The organism is Rhizobium sp. 05L429 (assembly GCF_056397645.1).
This window is the reverse complement of the sequence record NZ_JBFTNV010000059.1, coordinates 1-21,372: the sequence shown is the minus strand read 5'-3', so window position 1 is coordinate 21,372 and position 21,372 is coordinate 1. Positions and strand designations below refer to the sequence as shown.

Here is a 21,372-nt window from a genome sequence, read left to right as displayed (position 1 = left end):
GAGCGATACCGGCCACCTCGATCTTCAGATCGCCCTGCGCCAAGGCCGCCATCGACTGCGTGATRACGCCGATCGGCTTGGTGACGCGGAAGATGATGACGCAGATGCCGACAACACTGACGGTAGCAGCGGTGAGGAAGATCAACGTATAGAGAATGAGCTGGGCGAATGCCTGAGACTGGCTGGCCGCGGCTGCAGCCACCATGCCGTCCGCTGCAGCGGCCGCAGTATTGGTGATGAAGAGAAGGGCGTCATTGCCCATCGGCCGCCAAACGTCGAGGGACATCGGCGCCATTTGGCCTGCAGAAAATGTTTCGAGAAGTGCCGCGCGCTTGGGAGCAAAATCGCCCCCGAAATAGCCGGTCTCTGTGGCCTGGTAGGCGTCCTTTATGATCTGCAGCGTGTCCTTGTGGTTCACKAGGACGCCGACCTGCTTCCAGGCAAAGGCTACGGCATAATCGTTGAGCTGGATCTTGCCGAGCTCCGCAGCTGTCATCGTCGCGCCTGCGCCAAGCGTGATATTGAGCTGGAGGTTCGATGCCCCCGCAAGTGCACGCGTTGACCATGCCAATGAGCGGATCTGGATCATTGCAGTCATCGACGGATCGCTTTCGCGGATTCGGGCTTCGATTGCTGTCGAGCCGGTTTCCAGCGCCGTCAGCAGCTCCTGTCCGAGGTTAAGGGCATTGTCCTGCAGTCCGGCGTCRCGGTCTGCCAGCTTTTTCGTCAACTGATCATCAAGCTTTGCCCGAAACGCCAGCACCCGGTCAAACGTGTTCATGACGTCGGCAATCTGYGCTTTGATCGCGTTGTCGTCGATATCGGCATAGATCGCCTTGGCGCTAGCCATGGCGCTGTCCACCAGCCCGCGATCCTTTTTCAGCGAAGCCAGCGTGCCGGCGAGTGCGTCGATTTCCATGTTTGCTGCRGATGAACTTGCGGCTGACGTCTCGCTGGTGCGCGCACGACAGCTGAATGTGCTGGAACCGCTCGCGTCGATGCTTCAAAAAAGACAATCCGCTGGCCGCCGAGTTCTTACTCGTTCGCAGGCTCATCATGGCCAGGTCCAATAGTGTCGCAGGATAGATCTGGTTTCATTGAAACAGCATTAAGAAAATTCAGATGGCCACTCAGCGTGTGAAGCATTTCGGGGCCGGCATGCTGGACGATGGCTACACCTGCCAAGAGAGCGGGCCGCAAATGCAGAGGCAAGACCGGACTTGCCGGAGTCGGCAGCTCGACCGGTGGAGGCCGAAGCCCGTAAGCAGGGCGGGAGAGCCGTCGTGTGCGGATGGCCCGAGCGATCGTCGGAACTTCTCAGGTTGATGCTTCGGACTTGTAGCTGGAAGGTGATCCTCGACGGGCGATCTTACGCACCACGGTCTTGAGGCCTACTGGTGTCGAGACACTCAAGCCGCAAAGCGCGGCTTGAGTGATCGAGGTCGCGACGAAGTCCGCGTCAATCTCCGCGGGATTGATCTCCGCATAATCCTGGCCGTTCGCGGTTGGCAGAAAAATGCCCACACGCAGGGCGGGCTTAAGGCGCTTGAGGCGGCGAACGATTTGGCGGGCACGGGATTTTGAGTTGCCGTTGAGGAACGTGACGATAGCCGTATCCACGCCATCCATGGGCAATGCCAGCGCTCCCCGAGCAGCGTGGTCAGAATGTAACGACATCGTGGCGGTGGCACCCTGAACTTCCAGCACCTGCGAAAGCATGGCAGCGGCGGCGTCATCCAATCCGCCGCGTCCGCCGAGGCAAAGGATGGAGATGCCCTGACCATCGGGAAGTTCGAGTTCTGCTTCGGTCTTCGGAGCTTCCTGCGGCGCGCTCTCTTCCTCATTCTCCTCTTCATCTGCAACCTCCGACAGGTTCTCCACCAGGGACAGGGAGCTAGATGCGACCACCTCGATCTGCCTCTCCGACATCACGCCGCGCTGACGGTCGAGTTCCGCCAGCAGAAGCGCGGGCATGCCCACCTTGTCGTAATAATCCACGAGATACTCCTCCTCCAGGAACTCTTCCGCGTTGTCCGAAGCTTCGTTCGGATCTCCCGCCAGAAGACGCTGATAAAGCTTCTCGTGGGGTTCCAGCACGGGCTCGTTGCCAAGCAAAACGTCGAGGAATCCGAATTGTGGAACATATCTTCCCACCACGACAAGGCAGACCGTCAAGGGCGTCGAGAGCATGAGACCGAGCGGCCCCCAAAGCCACGACCAGAAGATCGCCGAGATGATGATCGCCAATGGCGACAGCCCGGTATGCGTCCCATAGAGCCACGGCTCCAGGACGTTGTTGCTGACGAGTTCGGTCGTCAGATAGAGCGCGCCGACCCAGACAACGAGCGACCAACCAGGCGCGATGGCAAGGGCCAGAAACAGCGGAAGGATCATCCCTACAATCGCGCCTATGTAGGGCACGAAGCGTAGAACAAGCGTCAGCAACCCCCACAGAATGGCATTGGGGATTCCAAGCGTCCATAGACCTATAGTGATCGGAACGGCGTATAGTGTATTCACCACCAATTGCATGAGCAGGTATTTTCCCACCCGCCTGCCAGCGTCCTGGAGCGCGGCGGTGGTTCGGTGTAGGTCTCCCAGGCCGACCAGTCTGATGAACCGGTCGCGGAGGTCTTCGCGCTCGAGGAGCATGAAGATCACCAGCACAACGACAAGACCAGCCGTGGCAAACGGGCTGATGAGAGGCAGAAGCAGATTGCCCATTGTCTGGATTGGATCGGAGCGAGTCACGATCTCGACTGGCATTGGCTTCTGGATCGTTGGCGCCTGGCCCGTCGGTGGCGCCTGACTTTCAACGGCGCGAGTCTGAATTTCGGCTCCGACGCGTTCTACGGCCTTGCTGAGATGGTCCAGTATACCGTTGCCGGCGCCCGCCTGAGCCAGCGAATGGACCTTGTCGACGAGGTTTCTCTGATAGGTCGGGATATTCTCCGCGAGGTTCGTCACCTGCGTCGCTACGACGATGCTGAAGACGGCGATTGCACAGAAGGCCGATACGACGGCGAGAAGCACGGCCGCGATCTTTGGCACTGAGCGCTTGCGAAGGAACGAGACGATCGGTGCAAGCGCAAAGGCCAGGAGCAGTGACAGTGCAAGCGGCACGAATATCTCCTGGCCGAGCCGGAGAATGACGGCGACTCCTATGAGGATCAATATCGTTCGGCCCGACAACTTGCTGCGAAGCTCTCCCTCGGGGAGCCGGTAAATTGCTGCGATCGCCGCTTTGTCTGTCTTCGAAAGTTCAGTTCCGCTCACAACCCACTCCCTAGCACGTACCATGAAGAGCTATGCCGCCCGAAAGGGACCTGGGCGCGCACCGTATCCGGGAACGATCAATCGTACCGCAGGCTTCCCTTAAGGTTTTCAGTTCGGCATCCTGGGAAGCCGCAACCTGCTCGGCGATATGACGGCCGGGCTCGTGGTCGCGGATATCACCTCGTTCAACTGGTTGATCTGCCCCTGGAGCTCGTATGTCATGCAGGTCGAGGTGAGTGTGTTGTCCTCGATGACGGCTTTTCTGCCCATCGCAAGGGACCTCGGCTTCCAGGCCTCGCCGAATGTTTTGCGCCAATTGGCCGGCGCGTCGGCCGACAGTTTTAGAACCATGTTCATCAAGAGACGTTGCGTAGACGGTTGCGCTTGTTGTCCGTGTGGATTTCATAAACGTATATCTCATCGAGGCCTCCTCTCATCACCGGTGAAACGGCCAAGCTTTTCGAGGCCTAACGAAGCCGGGTAGAACGATGATCATCGCGATGACGAAGATAGTCAGCACGAATTTGATCATGCCTTTGCCGGATTTTTCTCAGCATCGCTCATGGCGATGCAACAAGCAGAGCCAGAGAAGGTTCCAGAGGCGGAAGCCTTTCGCCGCTCCTCGTAATTTCGCAGCCTCTCAGGCAACGGTGACCAATGGCAGATCCCTCTGTCCGAAAGTCAAAAAAGAAGCCCGCCAAAGCGGGCCAGGTGGGAAGTTGGGACGAGCCGTCCAGATTGTGGACTGGAGTTCCACCGGGACGTCTCGAAGCAATATACTTCTGAAGGATCGAAAGGTTCCCGCACAAAATGGCATTTCCTATTCCAGATCGTACAATTGCCGAAGCGCATCTGAACGCGCGCGCGGCGAGAAGTTCCAGAACATCGGCCAGGACCTTCTGGCCCTCGTCAAACTGAATTGATTACCTGAAGCTTGCCAGGCGTCGCGACCAACAGCTCTCCCCAACCTCGATCGGCGCGCAGTCTACGCCTTCATCAGGAAAGATCGAAGACGATCGTTATCAGCGCGGCGGGCTCGGGCGGCAACGTCCGGTGTTGAGCCGCAGGCCGCGGAACGAACCGTGGTGAACCGATCCCCAGTATCCGTCTGCGATTTTTTCGAACTCCGCGGATGATTTCGAGGACGGTGTTGTATTTCCAAAGTGCCGGCTGAGTTCGAGGGAAAGGGCGGCCGGCGAGGTCATTCCATCATGATAAAGCCTGAATAGCAGTTTGACGGCAATGTTGTAATACTTCGGATCTGCGAGGCTACTTGTGCAGTCGTATCCTGCGTCAAGGACACCTTGCAATACAACCAGGTCAGAGGTCCGCACAGACATGTTGAGATTGGAAGACATGCTGCCCTCGTACAATTTGGGGCGAAGGCAACAATCACCTCCACGCAGTAGCCCCCTGAGAAACAGCTACTGAAGACCTACCATGCGCCCCATCAATACGGCTGGCAAACTGAATATTCCGATGGGCAGAAAGCGGGCAGGCTTGTGTGTTCAAATGCACTTATTCTCGCAGTCGTCTTCTTGCCGGTTCGATAGTCACCAGCGTCAGAAGGACTATTTCATCGCAATTCCCGATCCAGGCGCTACTTCTACCTTCAGAAGGAGGATTTAACGTGGAAAATCTCAGAGAGTTTGCTTCAAGCACGAATGGCGATCAGTGGTTTCTTGGCGTCGACGCTGCCACCAACAGAGAGGTAGTCGTTCACCGCGGAAACCCCTCGTCAGGTGGCCATGAAACCACAATCCCTGTGAATTCATTTTTGAATCAGCGGCCGTTTGGTCCGGAACATCAGGCTTTGGACTCGTTGCTTGCAGAGCGAAGAGCATCCGAGAGCGACGAAACCCCTGCCAAACTGGTCTAGCCGGGGCAAGAATGACATCGGATGCCCCGACTTCTCAGGCGGGAGAAGCCGTATTCGAAAGGTGCGGATTTTGCTTTCAGGAAGCCTTCCTCGACTCTTCACCCGTCCACGTGGAAAAGCGGCAATCTGCACAATGGAAGGATGCGCCTCAGTCGACCAATGTGGTTCGCGGTTGCCTAAAAGCCGGCACTCGCACTCGTGGGATTGGTCATGACCGCGCCACCGTCCTCACCGGCCGAGCAAGCTGCCGGGATGGTTTTGAAGACCCTAGAGTTCCTCCTGCGTCAGCGAAGCCAGACGGCGAATGCGATGCGTGCTCACATGGCCGAGCTCCGAATCATCTCCGTGACCGGCATGACCAGTATTGCAAAGCTCGTTGCCATTTTGCGCGACGATCGTGACGGTCGTCTGCCAAACTCGGCCAGAGCTGCGCTTTTGGAGATGGCCGATCAGATCGAAAGACTGACAGAAAGGGTTGAAGTGCTTGACAGTAAGATTGTCGCAGCAGTGAAAGTCGATGATGCCGCTCGTCGTTTAACCACCATCCCCGCGTCGGCCCTATTATTGCAGCGCCTGTTCGAGCCGCGGTTCAGGATCCGGCTTTCTTTCGAAAAGGGCGGGATTTCGCCGCGTGGATCGGCCTCACGCCAATAGCGAACTCCAGCGGAGGGAAGGAGCGGCTTGGCAAGATCTCTAAGCGTGGCAACAAGCCGTTACGGACTCTACTGATTGTCGGTGACACATCGATCCTGAAACAGGCTTGCAGAGGGTTCAAAGCTGCCCGGTTGGCTCGTATCAATCCTGGCGAGACGCCCCGACAAAGTTGCAGCCGTGGCCTTGGCCAACAAGATGGCACGCATAATATGGGCGATCCTGCTCAAGGGCGGCACATTCCAAGCGCCAGCGATGGCAAAGGCGTAAGAACGGAATTCCCGGCGTCTCTACGTCGGGATAAAGCGGCAAGGTACGAAAGCGTGATGAACCCGAGGGGCAGTACCTCTATGTCGATCAGACCGTCGGACTCACTGCGCCTTTGAGCGCGCAAAACTGATTAGGCGATCGACATTGCCCGGATCTCATCGTGGCCAGCGGTCAATGACCGCGCTCACAGGCCGGACATATGACTGCACCGTCCGGGCGCACGTTCACTGCGCTTTGTGCGAGGCGCACGTAAAGCGCGCCGTGCACGACCGTCAGATCGTCTGCCGCCCTGAAAGCAGCTCGATCGAAAGGCTGAAGAACGTCGGCCCGCCCAGAGGCTCCTCCGTATCGACGCCAAAATTGAAAGATCCTGGCTCCCACCAGAAGGCACGCTTTTCCAGGAGTGACCATGCATGGATGCGTTCGTCGCGGCGCGCGGGCGTATCCGTCAGCTCCTCGAAACGACCCTGAACGAGGACGCTTTTCCACTGTCTGTCCTGGCCGAGCTCTTCGGCGTGGAAACTGGCCAGGGGGTTTGCTCTGAGACGGTCGATCTTCAGGCCAGGCATGGAAAACATGAACAGCCGGCGTCCTTCATAGGCGTAGTGAATGGGAACGATATAGGGATACTGCTCACCGCTGCATGCGAGATGGCCGAAGGTGTGGTTGGCCAGGAATTCGATGCAGGCATTATCGCTCATCTCCCGCAGTTGCATGCTAGCCTCCGATGCCTGAGATGTTCAGTCGCTGCTGATCCGGCGGGCCAAGCATCAATTTCGTCAGAAGCGCGAACGTCTCCTGCTGCTGGGCGACGAGCGATTTCAGATCGGTATTTCTGAGCTCGTCGAGCTTGTCATGCAGCGCCATGATTTCGATCTCAGCCTTCAAATTGACCTCGTAGTCGTGTGCGGCATCCATCCGGTCTTTGGCGCTATGCCTATTCTGGCTCATCATGATGACCGGCGCCTGCAAGGCTGCCAGCATGGAAAGGATGAGATTGAGGAATATGAAGGGATAAGGATCGAAGGCGCCCGTTGCGGCCAGCAGATTGCCGGCGACCCATACCGCGAGGACGATCCCGAAAAGAATGATGAAGGTCCACGAACCGCCGAATTCCGCCACCTTGTCGGCCAGCCGCTGCGGCGGTGTCAGCTTTGCATCGAAGGACTGATTGGAGTCGTGGGCAATCGCGTGCCGGGAGATGAGGCGCCGGAAGACTCCCCGTTCGCGCTCGGTTAGGAGCTCGAGAGCTTTGCCGAGGTATTTGTTCGCATCGGATTCGATGGCCGCGTCGCCAATCTCAGCACCAGCCAATTCAGTATCATTCCCGGTCGACATGATAGTCTCCCGCCGGATACACCGGCCGCCTTCGCGACCCCGCGACAAAGTCGCCAATCGAATTAATATCCCGATATCATTGCGCATTCACATCAAAGAAGTCTTCCATCCGCTTCAGCCGGTACATGGCCCGCCTCTTGCGATCATAGAGCCTGCCCAGCAGCGAATGCTCCACAGCTAGCGGTCCGCCGATGAGGCGGAGCCTGCTTAAGATTATTTCCTGCCTAGTGACCCGCTGCTCTGCCTTCATGGCGCGGTGCCTTGCAAACCTCAGGTCCTTTTTCTTGTATCGCGCTGATTGCATCTTTCTTACCAATCGTTGTCGTCATCGCGCCTGGCCGATGATGCTGTTCTCGCGGCCATGACCACGAGGCGTTTCAACTCCACGAACACGTGATGTGCGCTCTTGCGGGGCATCCCTGCATTGCCTGCCGCGGTCAAAATCCTTTTTTTGAAACAACTGCTGAGAATAGCACAGTTCTTCCGCTTCCCGGCTAGAGAAAATAAATTATTCATCTAAAAGCCGACCATCGGTGCAATGCAATTTTTTCAAAGTCGAGACTTATTCAAATCCCCTCAGATAGGATGGCAGCAGTATAGATTGTTGCTGCGTCGTTGATCCCGGCTTGTATCGCGCTGCGGCTTTGACGCACTTTCGCTGAAGTACAAGCCTCACGGGCGCCGATCAATCGCGTAGCAGGTGCGGAGATCGGTCAACACATCGGGGGCAGAGCGACCTGACTTGTCCTGAAACTGCCGCATAAACTTGGCGGGCGACATGCCGCACAAATCTGCAAGGCCGGGCAGCTTCCAAGGATGCACTGGATCGGCGAACATAGCCGCGATTGCTGGCGCCAGTCGCGGATGGCCGGCCAGGGATAACAAGCCGTCCGGGGCTTTCTCGGATTAGCTGGCCGCTCGCAGCACCAGTGTGAACAGAACCGGCGGCGCGATGAAAAACTGTCCCCACAGCAGATCCAGTTACTCACCCTGGCCATCTTTCTCGCTCAGCATCCACCCGGCAGAGCCCAGGCTTTTGTGCATCCGGATTGGCGTTTGTTGGCTGCCGTCGTGCAGCAGGTGCGCGCACCGCGGCCGCAGCATGGTATTTCCGCTCGCCAGCTCCCTCGCTCAGCCCATCTCCGGATCCTCGAAGATGGCCCGGCCATTGACGATCACGTGGTAGGGATCGCGTCCGCGGCCGCGCGCATTTTGCCAAACCGCTCTGCGTCAAATCATGACCTGTTTCTACGTGGTTTTCCTGTCCCGTCCACCGCTCCCTTAGGCTGTTGTTCCGATGGAGGTTCGCTGGTTGGCTCGGTCGATTGTGGCCCCAGTTCCTGCGGCGTACGCCAAGGGCCGGGGCCGAGTTTGGGTGCGGCTTGCCCGCTCATTTCCTTCACGGCCAGATCCCAATGTTCTTGTTCCTTACCGGCGGGGCACCCCTCGCGCTCCCATATGGCATATGCACGAGCTCGAAGTTGCTCTTCATTGGACTGCTGCATCGCGTGTTCCTCTGGTTGAATGGGTCTTCTTGGTCACGTTCGGTATTGCGACATCGCCTCAAGTCTGCTGCTGCGGGAACAAGGCCGCAGCTGCCGCCACCTCCGCACGCATCGCGTCAAGCGATGCTCGGAGAACGCGGATGTCGGCGCTCAGGGCCGGTGCGGCCTCCTGCTCCTCCCAGTAGAGGAGGGTGTCATGCCATCCTGCCGCGGTCTGCAGCAGCCCGCGCATCCGTTGCAACGTCCGTTCATCCATCTGAAGTGCAGCCCGCTCGGCGTTGCGGGCGAGCTCTTCGAGATCGTTGGCCTCCGTTCCCCAAACCGGCAGGGCGACCCTGAGCTTTGCCATCTTCTTTTCAATGTCGTCGACTTGAACTTGTTCCATCTTGGCCATGTATGGCTCCTTCGAACTAGTGATATTTGAAATCCTGCGGCATTAGACAAGTTCGCCGAAGATCAGCTTCGTCGCAGGTCGATCCGGCTGGTGACGACGGGCTTGCCTGTCTTCGGATCCGTGTCGATGGTCGTGAGACGCATGCCGGACGCTCCGACCTTCTCGATCGTCATCTGAGCTTTGCGATCGCCGTTCACATCCTTCGCCCAGGTGATGCCCAGGTTGATGGTGTCGCCTGCACGTTGCCCGCGCAGGCCGGCGGTGCCGGTGCCCGCTCCGACATAGGAGCCGGAGTACCTGCTGCCGTTTGCCTTGAGGTCTGCGGAGATCGCACGGGAGAAGATGGCGAGGCTCGTGCACTTACCGCCGAGGGCGAGCGAGGCGGCGGAAGTATCCGATTTGAAGCGGCAGGTGACATTGATCGTCGGCGCGTTGACGCGAACCTTGACAGTGCCCTTTCCGCTCCAGTTACCAGCAAGCGATTTCAGGAAAGGGGCCTCGTCGGCATGTGCGGCGCCGGAAGAGAGAAGGGTGAGCGAGGTAATTGCAATTGCCAAGGACTGCGTAAGGTATCGGTTCATGTGGTTGTCTTTCAGACCGCGGATCACCCCCGTGTCGGGTACGCTTGTCATGGAGGAGTATGTATCGCTAACCTCGGCGCTACGCCTTTGTTCCACTCACCGAAAGTGTTCTTGTCGTGCGTATGAAGCCATTACAGTAGGGGACTTTCACTTCCCTCGGCGTCGCAGCGGTTCAATTCGTCCGCGATATCCTTCGCATCGCTCGCCGCGAGCTGAACGAACTCCTTGCCGTCCGTCGCGGCCGGAAGCCCGGTCGCCGAGTCTATGATCTGCCACGTCCCGGCCTGTTCCTCCATCACGACGTAGCGCTTGTCCTGGTGTTCGGTTGAAACTGCGCCTGAACGGAAGTCATGGGAGCCGGGATCAGATGACATGGGAGGCCACCGCGCCGACGATGACGAGAGCCGCGACGCCGACGCAGAAGCTCCACAAGACTGCAATTACGCGAGGGTTGATCGGTGCCCGCAAGGATCCGCCCTGGTCCGCAGCGTGGTGCGGTGACGCGTCTTCGGATCGTGCCATGGAAACCTCCTACACCTGATCCTTCGGCGGTTCGCCTCTGGCATCGCGCAAACCTTTTTCGGGCTGCGTTTTAACTTCTCGCAGCTGAAGCCCAACCTCAAACCAGGCTAATTGTTCCGCCAGAAATCGGGTCGCTAAGGTCGGACGACGCTGCGGCCACGCCCAGTCCCTCGAGTATTTGAACAACGCGGTCTCGGCTCCCGTTTTAAGAAGGCACTTCTGTGCAACTTGTCCACGTCGGGTTTTGACGTCCGGAGATGAGGATTATCTTGCAATCCGACCACCCTTCGCCGACGCATCTGTCAGGCTCCAATCTGTCCATCGTGCCGGACATGTCGATCTCGGTATCACGGTCGATGCGGTAGTTCGCACAGCACGATGTCCCGGGAGAAAGCCAGAGACCTGCATCGGCGGCAGCGCGGGGTGGGCGCGCCTGGGACAACCAGTACAATGGGAGCCGCTCTGTGATTTCGCCCCGGTGTTTTGGAAGACCTGTCCGACGCAGGAACTATTTCTGTAACCACGCGGAAACGCCCCCGTCCAGTTTTAGCGGATAGGAACCACTACCCCCGTTTTCGATGTGGCACCCGGAGGGCTCCTTGGCGCGGACAACCACGGTGTATAAGCAAATGCCATCCAGGCGTCACTGAACATCTCGGACACGACCCCGCGCATTCGTGGCTTAGACCGAAGCTCAAAGACGCTGCCCGGTAGATGGAGAAGACAGGTGGTAAAGACGGGCGAAACCTGTGCAGCCGAAACTATCGGTTGACTTCTTGGCCCACGTCGCTATTGATGGTTTATCGATCTTTTGCTTGCCGAGCTTTGTCTACCGCGCGATTGGCACCGCGCTCTAAACGAACTTCCTTTCAAAATAGTCGTTTCCACCGTCCGCGAAGCGTGGCTTCCGCGGTCCTGCACTCTATGCTTTGAAAGGGTTCATCATGACCACAGGCACAGTAAAATGGTTCAATTCCACCAAGGGCTTCGGCTTTATCCAGCCTGACAACGGCGGCGCTGACGCCTTCGTTCACATCTCGGCTGTCGAACGCGCTGGCATGCGCGAACTTGTCGAAGGCCAGAAGATCGGCTTCGAACTCGAGCGCGACATGAAGTCGGGCAAAATGTCGGCCTGCAATCTGCAGTCCGCTTAAGTGATATCTGCTTCCCTTTGACCACGGATGTACTGGCACTGCCGGGAGCGTAAATCACCTTAAGCCAGGCATCTTGCCTGGCTTTTTTCGTTCCGGAGCGTCGGTCAAGCCGTCAGGAGTTTCAATGACTGAAACATATAGCAAATCCCGCCAACGGGCTGAAATCGCATTCGGCAATGTCCAGACGCAGTTCTTTGCGAAGAATAACGCAGTTGAAGAACTTGAATCCGAGGCCGAGCGCCGGGAGGCCAAGACGGTCAGGCTGCGAGAGGCTCGTTTGGCGAAGGAACTGGCCGACCGAACCTCGGCAACTTCTGCCCTGCTTGCCAAACGGCCTAAGACGCGCTGATCGCTGCCCCAACCAATTATCAGGATAAAGATTTGAAAAACGCCAGAAATAACGACCTTTCTGACCGACGAGCCGCATCCGCAGACGCCAAGATTTCTCTCCTAAACGCTTACCGTGCAGCAAAGATTGTGGCCGAGCCAGCTAAAATGGCAAGGCAATCAGAACGCACCGCAATTGTGGCGGCCCGAGAGGAACGACGCGTTGAACGCGAGCTACTGAAGTGGGAGGAGCGTGTGCGCGTTGAGRCCCAGGCGGCGGAACAGCGAGCCGCCGCGGAGGCCGAGGCATTGGCCAAAACGGGAGCTCGCGAGGCCGCCGAAAAGGCCCGTATAGCACGCGTGATCGAAGATGAGGCGGCGCGAAAGGCCGAGCGCGACCGGCGTTACGCCAACCGCAAGGCAAGACAGGGCTAGCTAGCCTCCGGCGTCCGCGCCGACATCAGTTGTCGGCGCCTCCCGATCCCCCAGCGTGACGACGTCATGCTCAGTTTCACTTACAACATAGGAGCCTCCATGGCACCGGATACGAACGAACTGCAGTCGATCAACACGTCCTGGCAGATCGCGATCCAGGAAATTCTGCGCATGGTCATCCGTGACATGTACCATGCCGGCGGCGAAGCTACCTTCAACGCGCATATCAAGCGCATCGAAGAAGCAGCTGTCGATAGCATCTACACGGACCTTAGGCTGCGGGGTACGGATGAATGGACGGAAGTGCTCGTCAAGGAGAGGGCGAGCAATTTCGTGACCACGCTGTTGACGTCATTCACCTACGACCGAGCTTAACCCTTTGTGGAAAAGGCGGTCACCGGCGGCGGAGTGCCTGAAAACGACAGTGTGATATGATTGATCTGTTGCCGCGGAACCGAATAAAGCGACCCGGCCACCTGCATTATACGGCAACGGCCCTAAAACGCATTTGACGCGTTGCTTCGCAAGCCATGTATCATGAAAAAATTGTCATAGCGGACTTATCGTCAATGCCTTCCTTCGCCCTTGCCGGTGTCTCCGATTTCGATATCGCCGACTTCACGCGCGAGCTGGTCCCTCAGCGCCGTCCTCACTTACCGGGGATGACAAGGCGATCGGCCTGCCGGCTATAGCACTGGACGTCCGATCCAGGGAAGCAGGCATGCCAGTAAGCCCTTCCGTTTAAATTAGGAGATCTGCCCCTTCGGGTCAAAGCCAGCGCGCTTGCTGCCTGCGACAGAGTGTCGAATTGCCGGCCGTCTACCACAAACTTTCCATTGGAGAAGCAGCCAAGGAAATGTGGGTCCGAAGAGCCCGGCATTGGCATCGGCATGGCCATCGCAGCCGGCACTATTATGCGTTCATGGGCGCGGAAACTATCGCCAGAGAAATTCTCGGTGCCGCTGGTGCTTGCGGTGTCTATGACATCGATGCGCTGTTGCCTGTCTTCACTGCGGCGACCGAGGGGCGACCATGACCCTAAGCCAAAACATGCGCCTCGATTGCAGCGGCCACAAACGCCTCCCTGGCTGCCAGGAGCGAGCCATATCTTTGCACGGCAGCATCGCACAAAACGCTTGCCTGCTCGTAATGCCGGCCGCGTTCGGCGGGCCATCTCGTACTAAGATAGGTCAAAGCTTCCACAGGGCCGTCAATCGTCTCAGTCATTCCGCTGCCGATCCTGACGTAGACGGGCACGTCCCAGATGCACAGTTGGATATCGCCTTTCTCCTGGCTCATTTGTTTCCCCCATTTGCTGTCTGGCGGGAGGAAATTTTAGCGCAGCCTCTTCGGCAGGCAAATAAGAAAATTAAGTGCATCGCAGCATCTTCGGGTGCCACGAGGGTCGGCCGCACACGCGCCATCACCCTAATGCACTCACAGGATATGATAGCACGTCGGATGCCCGTCCTGACCTACAGGGACCGGATCGCATCGACGAGACGTTGGGGATCAGTTGGCTTCCCGAGATTCAAAGCATCGCCCAGAAGGGGAGTCCACGCGAGTTCGTGCCTTTGCCGCGCTGAAGCGGGCACCCCGAGCGTCTTTAGATGGAATGCAACTGGTGCAACGTTCTCCTGGCCCAGATTGACATCTAACACCGCAGTATCGGGCCGCTCGCTGTCGATTAGATCAATCGCATCCCACACCGATGCAACTGGGCCAAGCACCCGAAATCCTCCGGCCTCCAAGGCGTCTTGGAGTTGGTATGCAATAAAAAACTCGTCCTCAACGACTAAGACGGACCGGATTCGTTCTGCCATGTCCCCTCACATTGTTTTGTGCACTGAGATAAGCGTGGATCGCGAGTCAGTTCCATAAACTCTTCTCTCCGACTTATTCCCTTGGTCAGCAGTCCCCACCGATTGCCAATGACGAATCCTAGACGCGGAGCAATGGCTTGGCCGGGCACCGCTGCAATCAGCAACGTGAGAGGTCGATCACCAGCAGCAAGAGACCAGCCCCCATCGCCCGTACAGGATGTGGTGGGATGGCAGCCAATCGTATGTTCAGAGTTGATTGCTTCGCCGCTCATAGCTGCCTGTCGTAGTCGATTGAGGCGTCTGTCAGTGAACGCGACGCCCCGGCGGCGTTACTCCCGGCGCGGCGTCTCGATGCGGACCCGAAAAATTTATGACGTTCGCTCCCTTCTGCGAGCTACCGAAGTTTCTGCGCAGAGCGTTAGCAAGTTGGACCGGCTCTCTCAGACCCTGGTGGAAAAGCTTGATAATCAGCCTGGCTGCAACGATGAACTCCCCCTCCGGGTTCGCCGATATTTTGCCCTTGTAGCCGCAGCTCCCGAGAACTTCCTGAAGCATCTTCAGGTCTTTGCTTTTCAGATTGGCGATGTTGATTTCGGAAGACATGTTGTCCTCCTTCCAGTCGGGGCGAAGCTCACGGGCCTCAATCGGCAGCGCCCGTTCAACGGCTGCCGAGAATTTCAACCTGCGCTCTATAGTGGACGATAGCAAATGGATTCATCGAAGCCACTGCCCATCATTGCCAGCACCCCACCACGCTCATCACATGTTGTAGGGTGCCCTAGCGGCAACCCCAGCACCCCTAAAGGAGGAGGTACGCTCAGGCCTCTAGGCCAAAATATTCACCTCGATTGCAGAGGCATTGAACGCCTCTCTGGCTACTTCGGGAGAGCCCAAATTTACAAGAGCTCCCGCGCACGCAAGCTTTGCCAGCCCATGGTACTTCCCACGCTCGGAAGGCCACCTGTTCAAGAGAAAATCCAATGCCTCTTCGGGACCGCGAATTGTCTCGGTCACGCCACAACCGATCCTGACATACACGGGCACGTCCCACGAAGGTGGAAGAAACTCTCCATCCTCCTGACTCATCGTGGTCCCCTCTCGCTGTTCTCCGATATGCAGAACTAGTGCGCTCGATACGGCCGGCAAATCAAAATAGTAGGAGCGTCCGGGCAGCGCGCCGCACTCCCGCGCCTGTACAGGAGGTAGTTTGGGTTTGGCTTCCTTTGCGCACTCATGCAGTGAGGGGTATCGTGTCTCGATGGGCGGCCCTGTTGAAACTGAACTTGGTCGGATGCCACGTGCTCCGCGGTGAGATTATCATCGAGCAGCAGCGCCTACTCATCCAGCGCCTCAGAAACGCAGGCAAATCGACTGTCGAGGCGGAGCATCTTTGGAAGTCTTCCAGACCATTCAGGCGGCGCAACTAGTGCATCTTGCGAGAGTCACCAAGTAGACCATCAAGAGCCGCTACCCATCACCCCACGGGGGAGTTTTCGCAACGTCACCTGCCATCCTCGTCAAGCTGCGATGCGAAGAGCAATTCGGAATGCGCAACCAACGCACGGTGGTTCTCCGGGATCAATCGCAGCACCAAGCGCATGACGACAGACAGCGACCATAGGTGAATCTGGAGTGACACTCGGCGCAAAACTTTTCCCTACMCGTGCGCCCTAAGCCTTCCGCTTGGTGAGCTGCCCCTTTGCTCGAACCTATGTGTGCCACGGATGGCGAGGGTCAAGGGCGAGCCATCGGTCTTGCATTCCGGAACGATCGCCTTGCCAGCGAGCTGCCGTGCACTTCCACCCATCAAGCATGTGACGGTGGTGGGTCAGTTGGCCTGCTCATGGGAAAACAGACCCCATGAGCAAGCCGAAAACGATGATGAACGCGATGGGCAACGCCAGAAAGCGGGCCATGCCGACGTTGGTGTTGTGGTGTCCGACCCAGGTGAACCACCAGCCAGGTCCTTGATTTCCGTCCGACATGCAAATTGCTCCTCATTCCGGAAGAGGCAATCGAGATAGCCTGCATAGCACGGGACGCCCAGCTCTCGATCCAGAGGTAGTTTAAACTTCCTTTGATGACGCAGCGCTTTCGGCCAGCACTATTTTCCACGTTATGCTGGCCGACGCGCGATGCCTACGCAGTAGTAACCGGCCATGCTCGGCGCATCGCTAGACTGAGGCAGCGGGCGGCCAAAAGATATCCGTAAAATGTTGGAGATTTCGCAAAAAGGACGAAGGCAGAGGCCCGATCCCTCGTGCTGGCCGAGCCTCCACGTCGCCACCTCGTCAGGGCTGAGCGCGGCGCCGGGTCGAGTACGCTTATCGCTTCCGATCGTCAACGCATGTGGCAGTAAGGCCGCGTCACAAACACCCTGTAGATCCTATGCGGTAACCCCGCCGGCGAAAAGAAGTCGGCCGAGCGTCGAAAGCAGTTTGGTTAAATCCTGCTTCGGATTCAGTGGTTTAGCTTGTGAACAACAGCTGTGCCGATGAAAGCGATGACGGCGATAGCAAGAACGATCGCACCGGTGCTCGTGTAGATCTCGGTAAAGTTCGCCATGCTCATTCGCTGTATCCTTCATAAAAGACAGCAATAATCTTGCCAGCATATGTAGCACAATTCCCGCAAATCCAGATGAAGAAGCCTGTCGTAGGAAGTTCAATATGGGCCTGGCGGCTGCGAAGGGTTGGATGCAGCGGTCACACGGAAAATCTCCGCGATCGTCGGACCAAGTGCTCCCGCCGTTAAACATGCGGTTGATACACGATCGATGGCAGCCGCCTGCAACTTCTTCTGCTCATTCCAGAGCGAGATCGGCAGCGTCTGGCTATGTGGTCGCCACAACAGGGCGAATGAGCCCTTGATCAGGCCCCATAGGCCGCGAAAGAACCAGATGATGCCGCTCCAGCTTCGTCGAGCGCCGCACTTCAAAATTCCCGTCATGCCGGCATAGCCCTTCCTGCTCGCCTAACCCCACGAAACCGGCAGCGAGCGTCCTGTGATCTGCACATCACCTCGCGTCTTTCCTGGCACGACAGCTGCCATCACATCGTTAACGCAGAGCTAAACGTGGCAGCATCGTGTTTCGACCCCTCAATGTCGCTGATCTATCCGTAACGGACTTCAATCGAGTGCTCGATCCGGAGATTGCACGCCGGGCTTTCGTGGAGGCCGCCCATGCCTCGCAAATGCAAATCCTTCCGGATGATATGGATGGGATGAAAGCGACCGATTGAACGGTAACAAAAGCCCCGCAGAAGCGGGGCAGTTGGAGTGTCATCAGGTCAGCACCCCGTAAAGGGGAGCGAATGAATGGTACCACCCTGACACTTGACGACAACCATTCATTAGAGATCTCTAAAATAATCCACAGATGATCGGCCGAGCCGCACCAAACCCGTTCTCGCCGACGACCGACTGCTCAAGGGCGGGGTTCGCAGAAAGCGCGATCAACGCGAAGCCTAGCCTGCTTTTGGATCCGATGCCCGATCGCGGCAAGCCCGGAGCAAATGCTGGTGGAGCGCGCACCAGACTGGTAGATCGGTCAACTCCAGAACTGGTTGGAGGTGAGGGGGCAACCCGTCACCACACGCACCAAGTGCGATCATGGGTTCGTCGTGGAGAGCCACGCCGAAGAGGTTCGGTTTTGACAGCGGCACGCCCGTTGCCTCGGGCATCAACATGTTCCGAGACCTGGAAGCTGCATCACGCGTGTGCTGGCGCGACTAGAAAAACAACAGCGGCGGGGCGAGGTGTCCGAGCGACGTGGTCTGCGGTGGAAAGCCGTCGTTCTTGTAGCTTACGGTGGGACTGTTCATCCCAACCCTTATCCGCCAACCGTTAAGCCGCAGTGAACGAAACTGAAAGGAGTTGCTAACCAATCCCCTTCCGCGTGTTTTAACGTTCCCTGTTTTACCCTCTGCGAACATAAAAGGACGTAGTGCAGATGAATAAGCAGGCGCGGTGGCAATGGGTTTTGAAATGGATTCTCCCGGCGGCTACGTCACTAATCATAGGGTGCGTTCTTTTAATTACCCTCCATTGGGCCGCAGCAAACACAGATATAGTCGCGCAGGCTCGTCAGCAGGATCTCGTCAGGCTGATCGTTTCCAAGATGCAGGTCAGCGTCGCTCATGATCAGGAGAGCGCGACAGTCTGGGACGACGCCGTTCGGAAAACCAGTGCGCGAGATCTGGGTTGGCTTCAATCAAACCTCGGCGACTGGATGCATACCTATTTTGGGCATGACGCGGCCATCGTCCTTTCCGCCGACCATAGCCCGATCTACGAGTTTATAGCGCCCTCGAATTCACTGTCGTCAGATGATCTGCGCCTCGCTTATATGCCGCTGGCGGATGGACTGCAGAAACGACTTGCTGCCAGCGACACCGAAGGGGTGACGGACCGGGTGCTCTCAATCGGCGAAAGCGATCTTGCATACGTTGGGCGACGGCCGGCGATTGTGAGCGCCAAGCCAATCGTCTCGGACACCGGGGATATCGAGCAACAGCCGGGCGAGCAAAATCTCCATGTGGCTGTGAGGTTCCTCGACGAAAGTTTCGTATCCGAGATCGGAAAGGAATACCAGTTTACTGATATGCAGTTCGCGGACGACATCCCGACGGACGCTGAGCAATCATTTGTTCCCTTAACGGCTCGTTCAGGGGCGGCGATTGGCTACTTCACGTGGCGCCCATTTCGTCCCGGCGCGAGCGTGATGAAAGCGACCCTGCCGGCGGTCGGCATCGCAGCCTTTGCCATTTTCCTCGCGGCGAGCGTGTGTGGGCATGCGATCTGGAGACGTTCAGTTCGGCTCGCCTCAAGTCGTGAGGAGCTCCAGCATCTCGCTTCGCGCGACCCGCTGACGGGCCTTTCCAACCGCGTTCATTTCAGCAACGGACTTGCAGCCCGGCTCGGGGCGGCTTCCCAGAACCAGAGCCACTGCGTGCTGTTCATCGATCTCGATCGGTTCAAAGCAGTCAATGATACTTTCGGGCACGCGACGGGAGACAAGCTCATCTCACTCGTGGCTCAGCGGATGAATGAGATCATGCCAGGGGCGCTGATCGGCCGCATCGGGGGTGACGAATTCACCGTCCTGCTCGAGCAAGCCGACGATCAGGTGGCCGCCGCTTGCGCACAGATCGTGCAGCGCCTGCGGGAGCCTTTCGAGATAGATGGCGCCCATATTGTCATTGGTGCGAGTGTCGGAGCTGCGGTTGCTGCCGGCCCAGCGGATCCGTCGGAACTCACCCGTCAGGCTGACATAGCTCTCTATCACGCTAAGGCTGCGGGTCGAAACACTTTCGCGATCTTCGGCGGCCATATGGACGAGTTGCTGCGCAGGCGTCGGAAGCTTGAACACGACCTTCGGCTGGCGCTCGAAAAGAGGTCTCAAATCGAGGCGTTTTTCCAGCCGGTGTATTCGGCGGAGCACAAGACCCTGTCATCGATGGAAGCGCTTGCCCGCTGGAAGCATCCCGAAGAAGGCTTTATCGCTCCCGACGTCTTCATCCACATTGCCGAGGAAATCGGCCTTATCCAAGAGGTCGGCGCCATCGTACTCGAGGATGCCTGCAGTGTCATGGCGGACCTTCCTTCCATCTCTATGGCGATCAACGCGTMGGCGCTGGAGCTCTGTTCCGACGGTTATCCTGTTCGTGTCTTGTCCAGATTGGCGAAATGGAACATCGATCCGAAGAGACTGGAGATAGAAATAACCGAGTCTTTGGCTTTGGGTGGAGAAGGAAATAGCGATCGGAACATTACTGTGCTCCGAAATGCGGGTGTGCGTATCGCCATCGACGACTTCGGAACGGGATACTCCTCCTTCTCGAGGGTGCAGAATCTCATGGTMGACAGGATTAAGATCGACAAGTCGTTCATCGATGCAGTGCAGGGAGAGAGCAAGCCCCTCATAGAGGCGATGATCAAAATGGCCCGGGCGAAAGGTCTTAAGACAACGGCTGAAGGGGTGGAAACAGATGAACAGAGCGACGTGCTGGTGGCACTTGGGTGCGATAGCCTCCAAGGGTTCCTGATCTCGCGGCCCCTTACCCGCGCGGCCGTTATCGACTTGTATAATGGAGCTGGGAAGCAAATAAGGCCCGCTTGAAGCGACGCCGCGAAGTCCCGCTGTTCTCGCTGCACAGGCATCCGAGCGACGGACGGCTTGCCGCCAATCTCGTGTCGATTGGCGTGGATCCTTCTTCGATCACCAAGGTGGTTTTCACCCACGCCCATCCCGATCACTCCGGCGGAACGACGAAGGCTGACGGGTCGCTGCTATTTCCAAACGCCTATCACTACGTCAACGAGGCCTAGTGGTCTTTCTGGACGGATCCGGAATATGAGGCGAAGATGCCGGAGCCGCTGCACGTCTTTGCCCGCGGCGCTCAACGAGACTTATTGGCCGTCAAGGATCGGATGACGATGGTTAAGCCGGGGGACGAGATCGTTTCCGGCATGAACGTTGTAAGCAGCCGCGGCCATACGCCCGGGCACATTTCCCTGGAACTCGCAGCAGATGGGAACTTCCTCATTGCCGGAGACGTGATCCCGAACGATGTCGTGTCGTTCGAGAATCCGCGCTGGCATTTCGGCTTCGACACCGAGCCAGCGATCGCACTCAAAAACAGGGCGGCTTTGCTGGACAAGGCGGCGAACGAGAAGCTTCGAATGCTCGGATACCATTGGACTTATCCAGGGGTCGGATATGTCGAGCGGAAAGGGTCGGCATATCGGTTCCTGCCGGCGTGAGGGCTTTGTCGCGGCTATGCCGCTTCTGACGCTCGCTGGCGGTTTTGGACGATGATGGCGACCTCGGTGGCGCGTTCCCCATTCGCACAACGGGGCGAGAACTTTGGCCAGGCTGTTGCCGAAGTCGGTCAGCTCGTATTCGACGTGAGGCGGGACCGTCTTGAAGTCGATGCGACGGATGACGCCAAACGGTATCTGCCTAAGTTGGACGCTCCACAACCGCTCTCGCCTAGGCATGCATTGGTCCGACATTACTAGCCCGCAGTTCCATAATATTTGTTACGCGATTTTCATCTGTAGGGGGGTACATTCTATTTCCAAGTGCGACATGCCAATGATTTCAATGGCTTCACTTTGGAGATTTTGGCATGTCCCGATGCTATCAGCAACTATCCCTCGCCGATCGACGGCGGCTTCACCACCTCGTCGCACGCAAGGTGCTGCCGATCAAC

The 21,372-nt window shown here is 57.7% G+C and carries 21 protein-coding genes and 5 pseudogenes; 8 read left to right on the top strand and 18 right to left on the bottom strand.

Features of this window, described 5'->3' with window-relative positions; translation table 11 throughout:
• Both AC1DNW_RS34905 and AC1DNW_RS34900 read right to left on the bottom strand, forming a co-directional pair.
• A pseudogene (locus AC1DNW_RS34905) lies at positions 1–919 on the bottom strand (methyl-accepting chemotaxis protein); the annotation flags it as partial.
• A gap of 398 nt (positions 920–1,317) precedes the next feature.
• Entirely contained in the window at positions 1,318–3,276 is a 1,959-nt protein-coding gene (locus AC1DNW_RS34900) for an AI-2E family transporter (RefSeq protein WP_477855701.1), read from the bottom strand.
• A 488-nt stretch (positions 3,277–3,764) separates the two neighbouring features.
• Here AC1DNW_RS34900 and AC1DNW_RS34895 point away from each other — a divergent pair, with 488 nt between their 5' ends.
• Positions 3,765–4,199: a hypothetical protein gene (locus tag AC1DNW_RS34895; RefSeq protein ID WP_477855700.1), complete on the top strand. Its 435-nt coding sequence runs from the start codon at positions 3,765–3,767 to the stop codon at positions 4,197–4,199.
• Positions 4,200–4,298: 99 nt separating this feature from the next.
• Here AC1DNW_RS34895 and AC1DNW_RS34890 read toward each other — a convergent pair whose 3' ends face one another.
• A complete protein-coding gene (locus AC1DNW_RS34890) occupies positions 4,299–4,634 on the bottom strand; it encodes a hypothetical protein (protein ID WP_477855699.1) in 336 nt (111 codons plus the stop codon).
• 740 nt (positions 4,635–5,374) lie between these two features.
• Between AC1DNW_RS34890 and AC1DNW_RS34885 the strand changes: the two are divergent.
• Positions 5,375–6,076: pseudogene (locus AC1DNW_RS34885) on the top strand (IS110 family RNA-guided transposase); the annotation flags it as partial.
• Positions 6,077–6,348: 272 nt separating this feature from the next.
• Here AC1DNW_RS34885 and AC1DNW_RS34880 read toward each other — a convergent pair.
• The 8 genes and pseudogenes from AC1DNW_RS34880 to AC1DNW_RS34845 all read right to left on the bottom strand — a co-directional run bounded on the left by AC1DNW_RS34880 (position 6,349) and on the right by AC1DNW_RS34845 (position 10,416).
• Positions 6,349–6,792: a pyridoxamine 5'-phosphate oxidase family protein gene (locus AC1DNW_RS34880; protein WP_477855698.1), complete on the bottom strand. Its 444-nt coding sequence runs from the start codon at positions 6,790–6,792 to the stop codon at positions 6,349–6,351.
• Between the two features lies 1 nt (position 6,793).
• On the bottom strand, positions 6,794–7,414 hold the full coding sequence (locus AC1DNW_RS34875; RefSeq protein WP_477855697.1) for a DUF1003 domain-containing protein: 621 nt from the start codon (positions 7,412–7,414) through the stop codon (positions 6,794–6,796).
• A gap of 690 nt (positions 7,415–8,104) precedes the next feature.
• Positions 8,105–8,638, bottom strand: a pseudogene (locus AC1DNW_RS34870) (cupin domain-containing protein); the annotation flags it as partial.
• A gap of 11 nt (positions 8,639–8,649) precedes the next feature.
• Positions 8,650–8,919 carry a DUF2934 domain-containing protein gene (locus tag AC1DNW_RS34865; protein ID WP_477855696.1) on the bottom strand — a complete coding sequence of 90 codons (270 nt, stop codon included), beginning with the start codon at positions 8,917–8,919 and terminating at the stop codon, positions 8,650–8,652.
• Between the two features lie 58 nt (positions 8,920–8,977).
• Positions 8,978–9,313 (bottom strand): hypothetical protein, encoded by a 336-nt coding sequence (locus tag AC1DNW_RS34860; RefSeq protein WP_477855695.1) that lies wholly within the window; start codon positions 9,311–9,313, stop codon positions 8,978–8,980.
• Positions 9,314–9,375: 62 nt separating this feature from the next.
• Positions 9,376–9,894, bottom strand: a complete 519-nt coding sequence (locus tag AC1DNW_RS34855) for a hypothetical protein (RefSeq protein ID WP_477855694.1) — start codon at positions 9,892–9,894, stop codon at positions 9,376–9,378.
• A 131-nt stretch (positions 9,895–10,025) separates the two neighbouring features.
• Positions 10,026–10,268: a hypothetical protein gene (locus AC1DNW_RS34850; RefSeq protein ID WP_477855693.1), complete on the bottom strand. Its 243-nt coding sequence runs from the start codon at positions 10,266–10,268 to the stop codon at positions 10,026–10,028.
• Positions 10,258–10,416 (bottom strand): hypothetical protein, encoded by a 159-nt coding sequence (locus AC1DNW_RS34845; RefSeq protein ID WP_477855692.1) that lies wholly within the window; start codon positions 10,414–10,416, stop codon positions 10,258–10,260. The genes AC1DNW_RS34850 and AC1DNW_RS34845 overlap by 11 nt, the downstream gene beginning before the upstream one ends.
• Positions 10,417–11,360: 944 nt before the next feature.
• Between AC1DNW_RS34845 and AC1DNW_RS34840 the strand changes: the two genes are divergently transcribed.
• The 4 genes from AC1DNW_RS34840 to AC1DNW_RS34825 all read left to right on the top strand — a co-directional run bounded on the left by AC1DNW_RS34840 (position 11,361) and on the right by AC1DNW_RS34825 (position 12,707).
• On the top strand, positions 11,361–11,570 hold the full coding sequence (locus AC1DNW_RS34840) for a cold-shock protein (protein ID WP_018902430.1): 210 nt from the start codon (positions 11,361–11,363) through the stop codon (positions 11,568–11,570).
• A 124-nt stretch (positions 11,571–11,694) separates the two neighbouring features.
• Positions 11,695–11,919: a hypothetical protein gene (locus AC1DNW_RS34835; protein ID WP_477855691.1), complete on the top strand. Its 225-nt coding sequence runs from the start codon at positions 11,695–11,697 to the stop codon at positions 11,917–11,919.
• Positions 11,920–11,951: 32 nt separating this feature from the next.
• Positions 11,952–12,332, top strand: a complete 381-nt coding sequence (locus AC1DNW_RS34830; protein WP_477855690.1) for a DUF6481 family protein — start codon at positions 11,952–11,954, stop codon at positions 12,330–12,332.
• Positions 12,333–12,431: 99 nt separating this feature from the next.
• Complete coding sequence (locus AC1DNW_RS34825) at positions 12,432–12,707, top strand: hypothetical protein (protein WP_477855689.1); 276 nt, start codon at positions 12,432–12,434, stop codon at positions 12,705–12,707.
• Between the two features lie 663 nt (positions 12,708–13,370).
• On the opposite strand, the gene AC1DNW_RS34820 is transcribed toward AC1DNW_RS34825, so the two are convergent.
• From AC1DNW_RS34820 to AC1DNW_RS34795, 6 genes are all read right to left on the bottom strand, one after another.
• Positions 13,371–13,631 (bottom strand): DUF982 domain-containing protein, encoded by a 261-nt coding sequence (locus AC1DNW_RS34820; protein WP_477855688.1) that lies wholly within the window; start codon positions 13,629–13,631, stop codon positions 13,371–13,373.
• Positions 13,632–13,807: 176 nt separating this feature from the next.
• Positions 13,808–14,155 (bottom strand): response regulator, encoded by a 348-nt coding sequence (locus AC1DNW_RS34815; RefSeq protein WP_477855687.1) that lies wholly within the window; start codon positions 14,153–14,155, stop codon positions 13,808–13,810.
• A gap of 303 nt (positions 14,156–14,458) precedes the next feature.
• On the bottom strand, positions 14,459–14,758 hold the full coding sequence (locus AC1DNW_RS34810; protein ID WP_477855686.1) for a hypothetical protein: 300 nt from the start codon (positions 14,756–14,758) through the stop codon (positions 14,459–14,461).
• A 222-nt stretch (positions 14,759–14,980) separates the two neighbouring features.
• Entirely contained in the window at positions 14,981–15,241 is a 261-nt protein-coding gene (locus AC1DNW_RS34805; RefSeq protein ID WP_477855685.1) for a DUF982 domain-containing protein, read from the bottom strand.
• A gap of 755 nt (positions 15,242–15,996) precedes the next feature.
• Positions 15,997–16,140: a hypothetical protein gene (locus AC1DNW_RS34800; RefSeq protein WP_477855684.1), complete on the bottom strand. Its 144-nt coding sequence runs from the start codon at positions 16,138–16,140 to the stop codon at positions 15,997–15,999.
• A gap of 679 nt (positions 16,141–16,819) precedes the next feature.
• Positions 16,820–17,104 (bottom strand): hypothetical protein, encoded by a 285-nt coding sequence (locus AC1DNW_RS34795; RefSeq protein WP_477855683.1) that lies wholly within the window; start codon positions 17,102–17,104, stop codon positions 16,820–16,822.
• Positions 17,105–18,107: 1,003 nt separating this feature from the next.
• On the opposite strand from AC1DNW_RS34795, the gene AC1DNW_RS34790 reads away from it, so the two are divergent.
• Together AC1DNW_RS34790 and AC1DNW_RS34785 are read left to right on the top strand one after the other, a co-directional pair.
• On the top strand, positions 18,108–20,276 hold the full coding sequence (locus tag AC1DNW_RS34790) for a putative bifunctional diguanylate cyclase/phosphodiesterase (RefSeq protein ID WP_477855682.1): 2,169 nt from the start codon (positions 18,108–18,110) through the stop codon (positions 20,274–20,276).
• A gap of 41 nt (positions 20,277–20,317) precedes the next feature.
• Positions 20,318–20,920, top strand: a pseudogene (locus AC1DNW_RS34785) (MBL fold metallo-hydrolase); the annotation flags it as partial.
• Between the two features lie 117 nt (positions 20,921–21,037).
• Here AC1DNW_RS34785 and AC1DNW_RS34780 read toward each other — a convergent pair.
• Positions 21,038–21,157, bottom strand: a pseudogene (locus AC1DNW_RS34780) (winged helix-turn-helix transcriptional regulator); the annotation flags it as partial.
• Between the last annotated feature and the right edge of the window lie 215 nt (positions 21,158–21,372).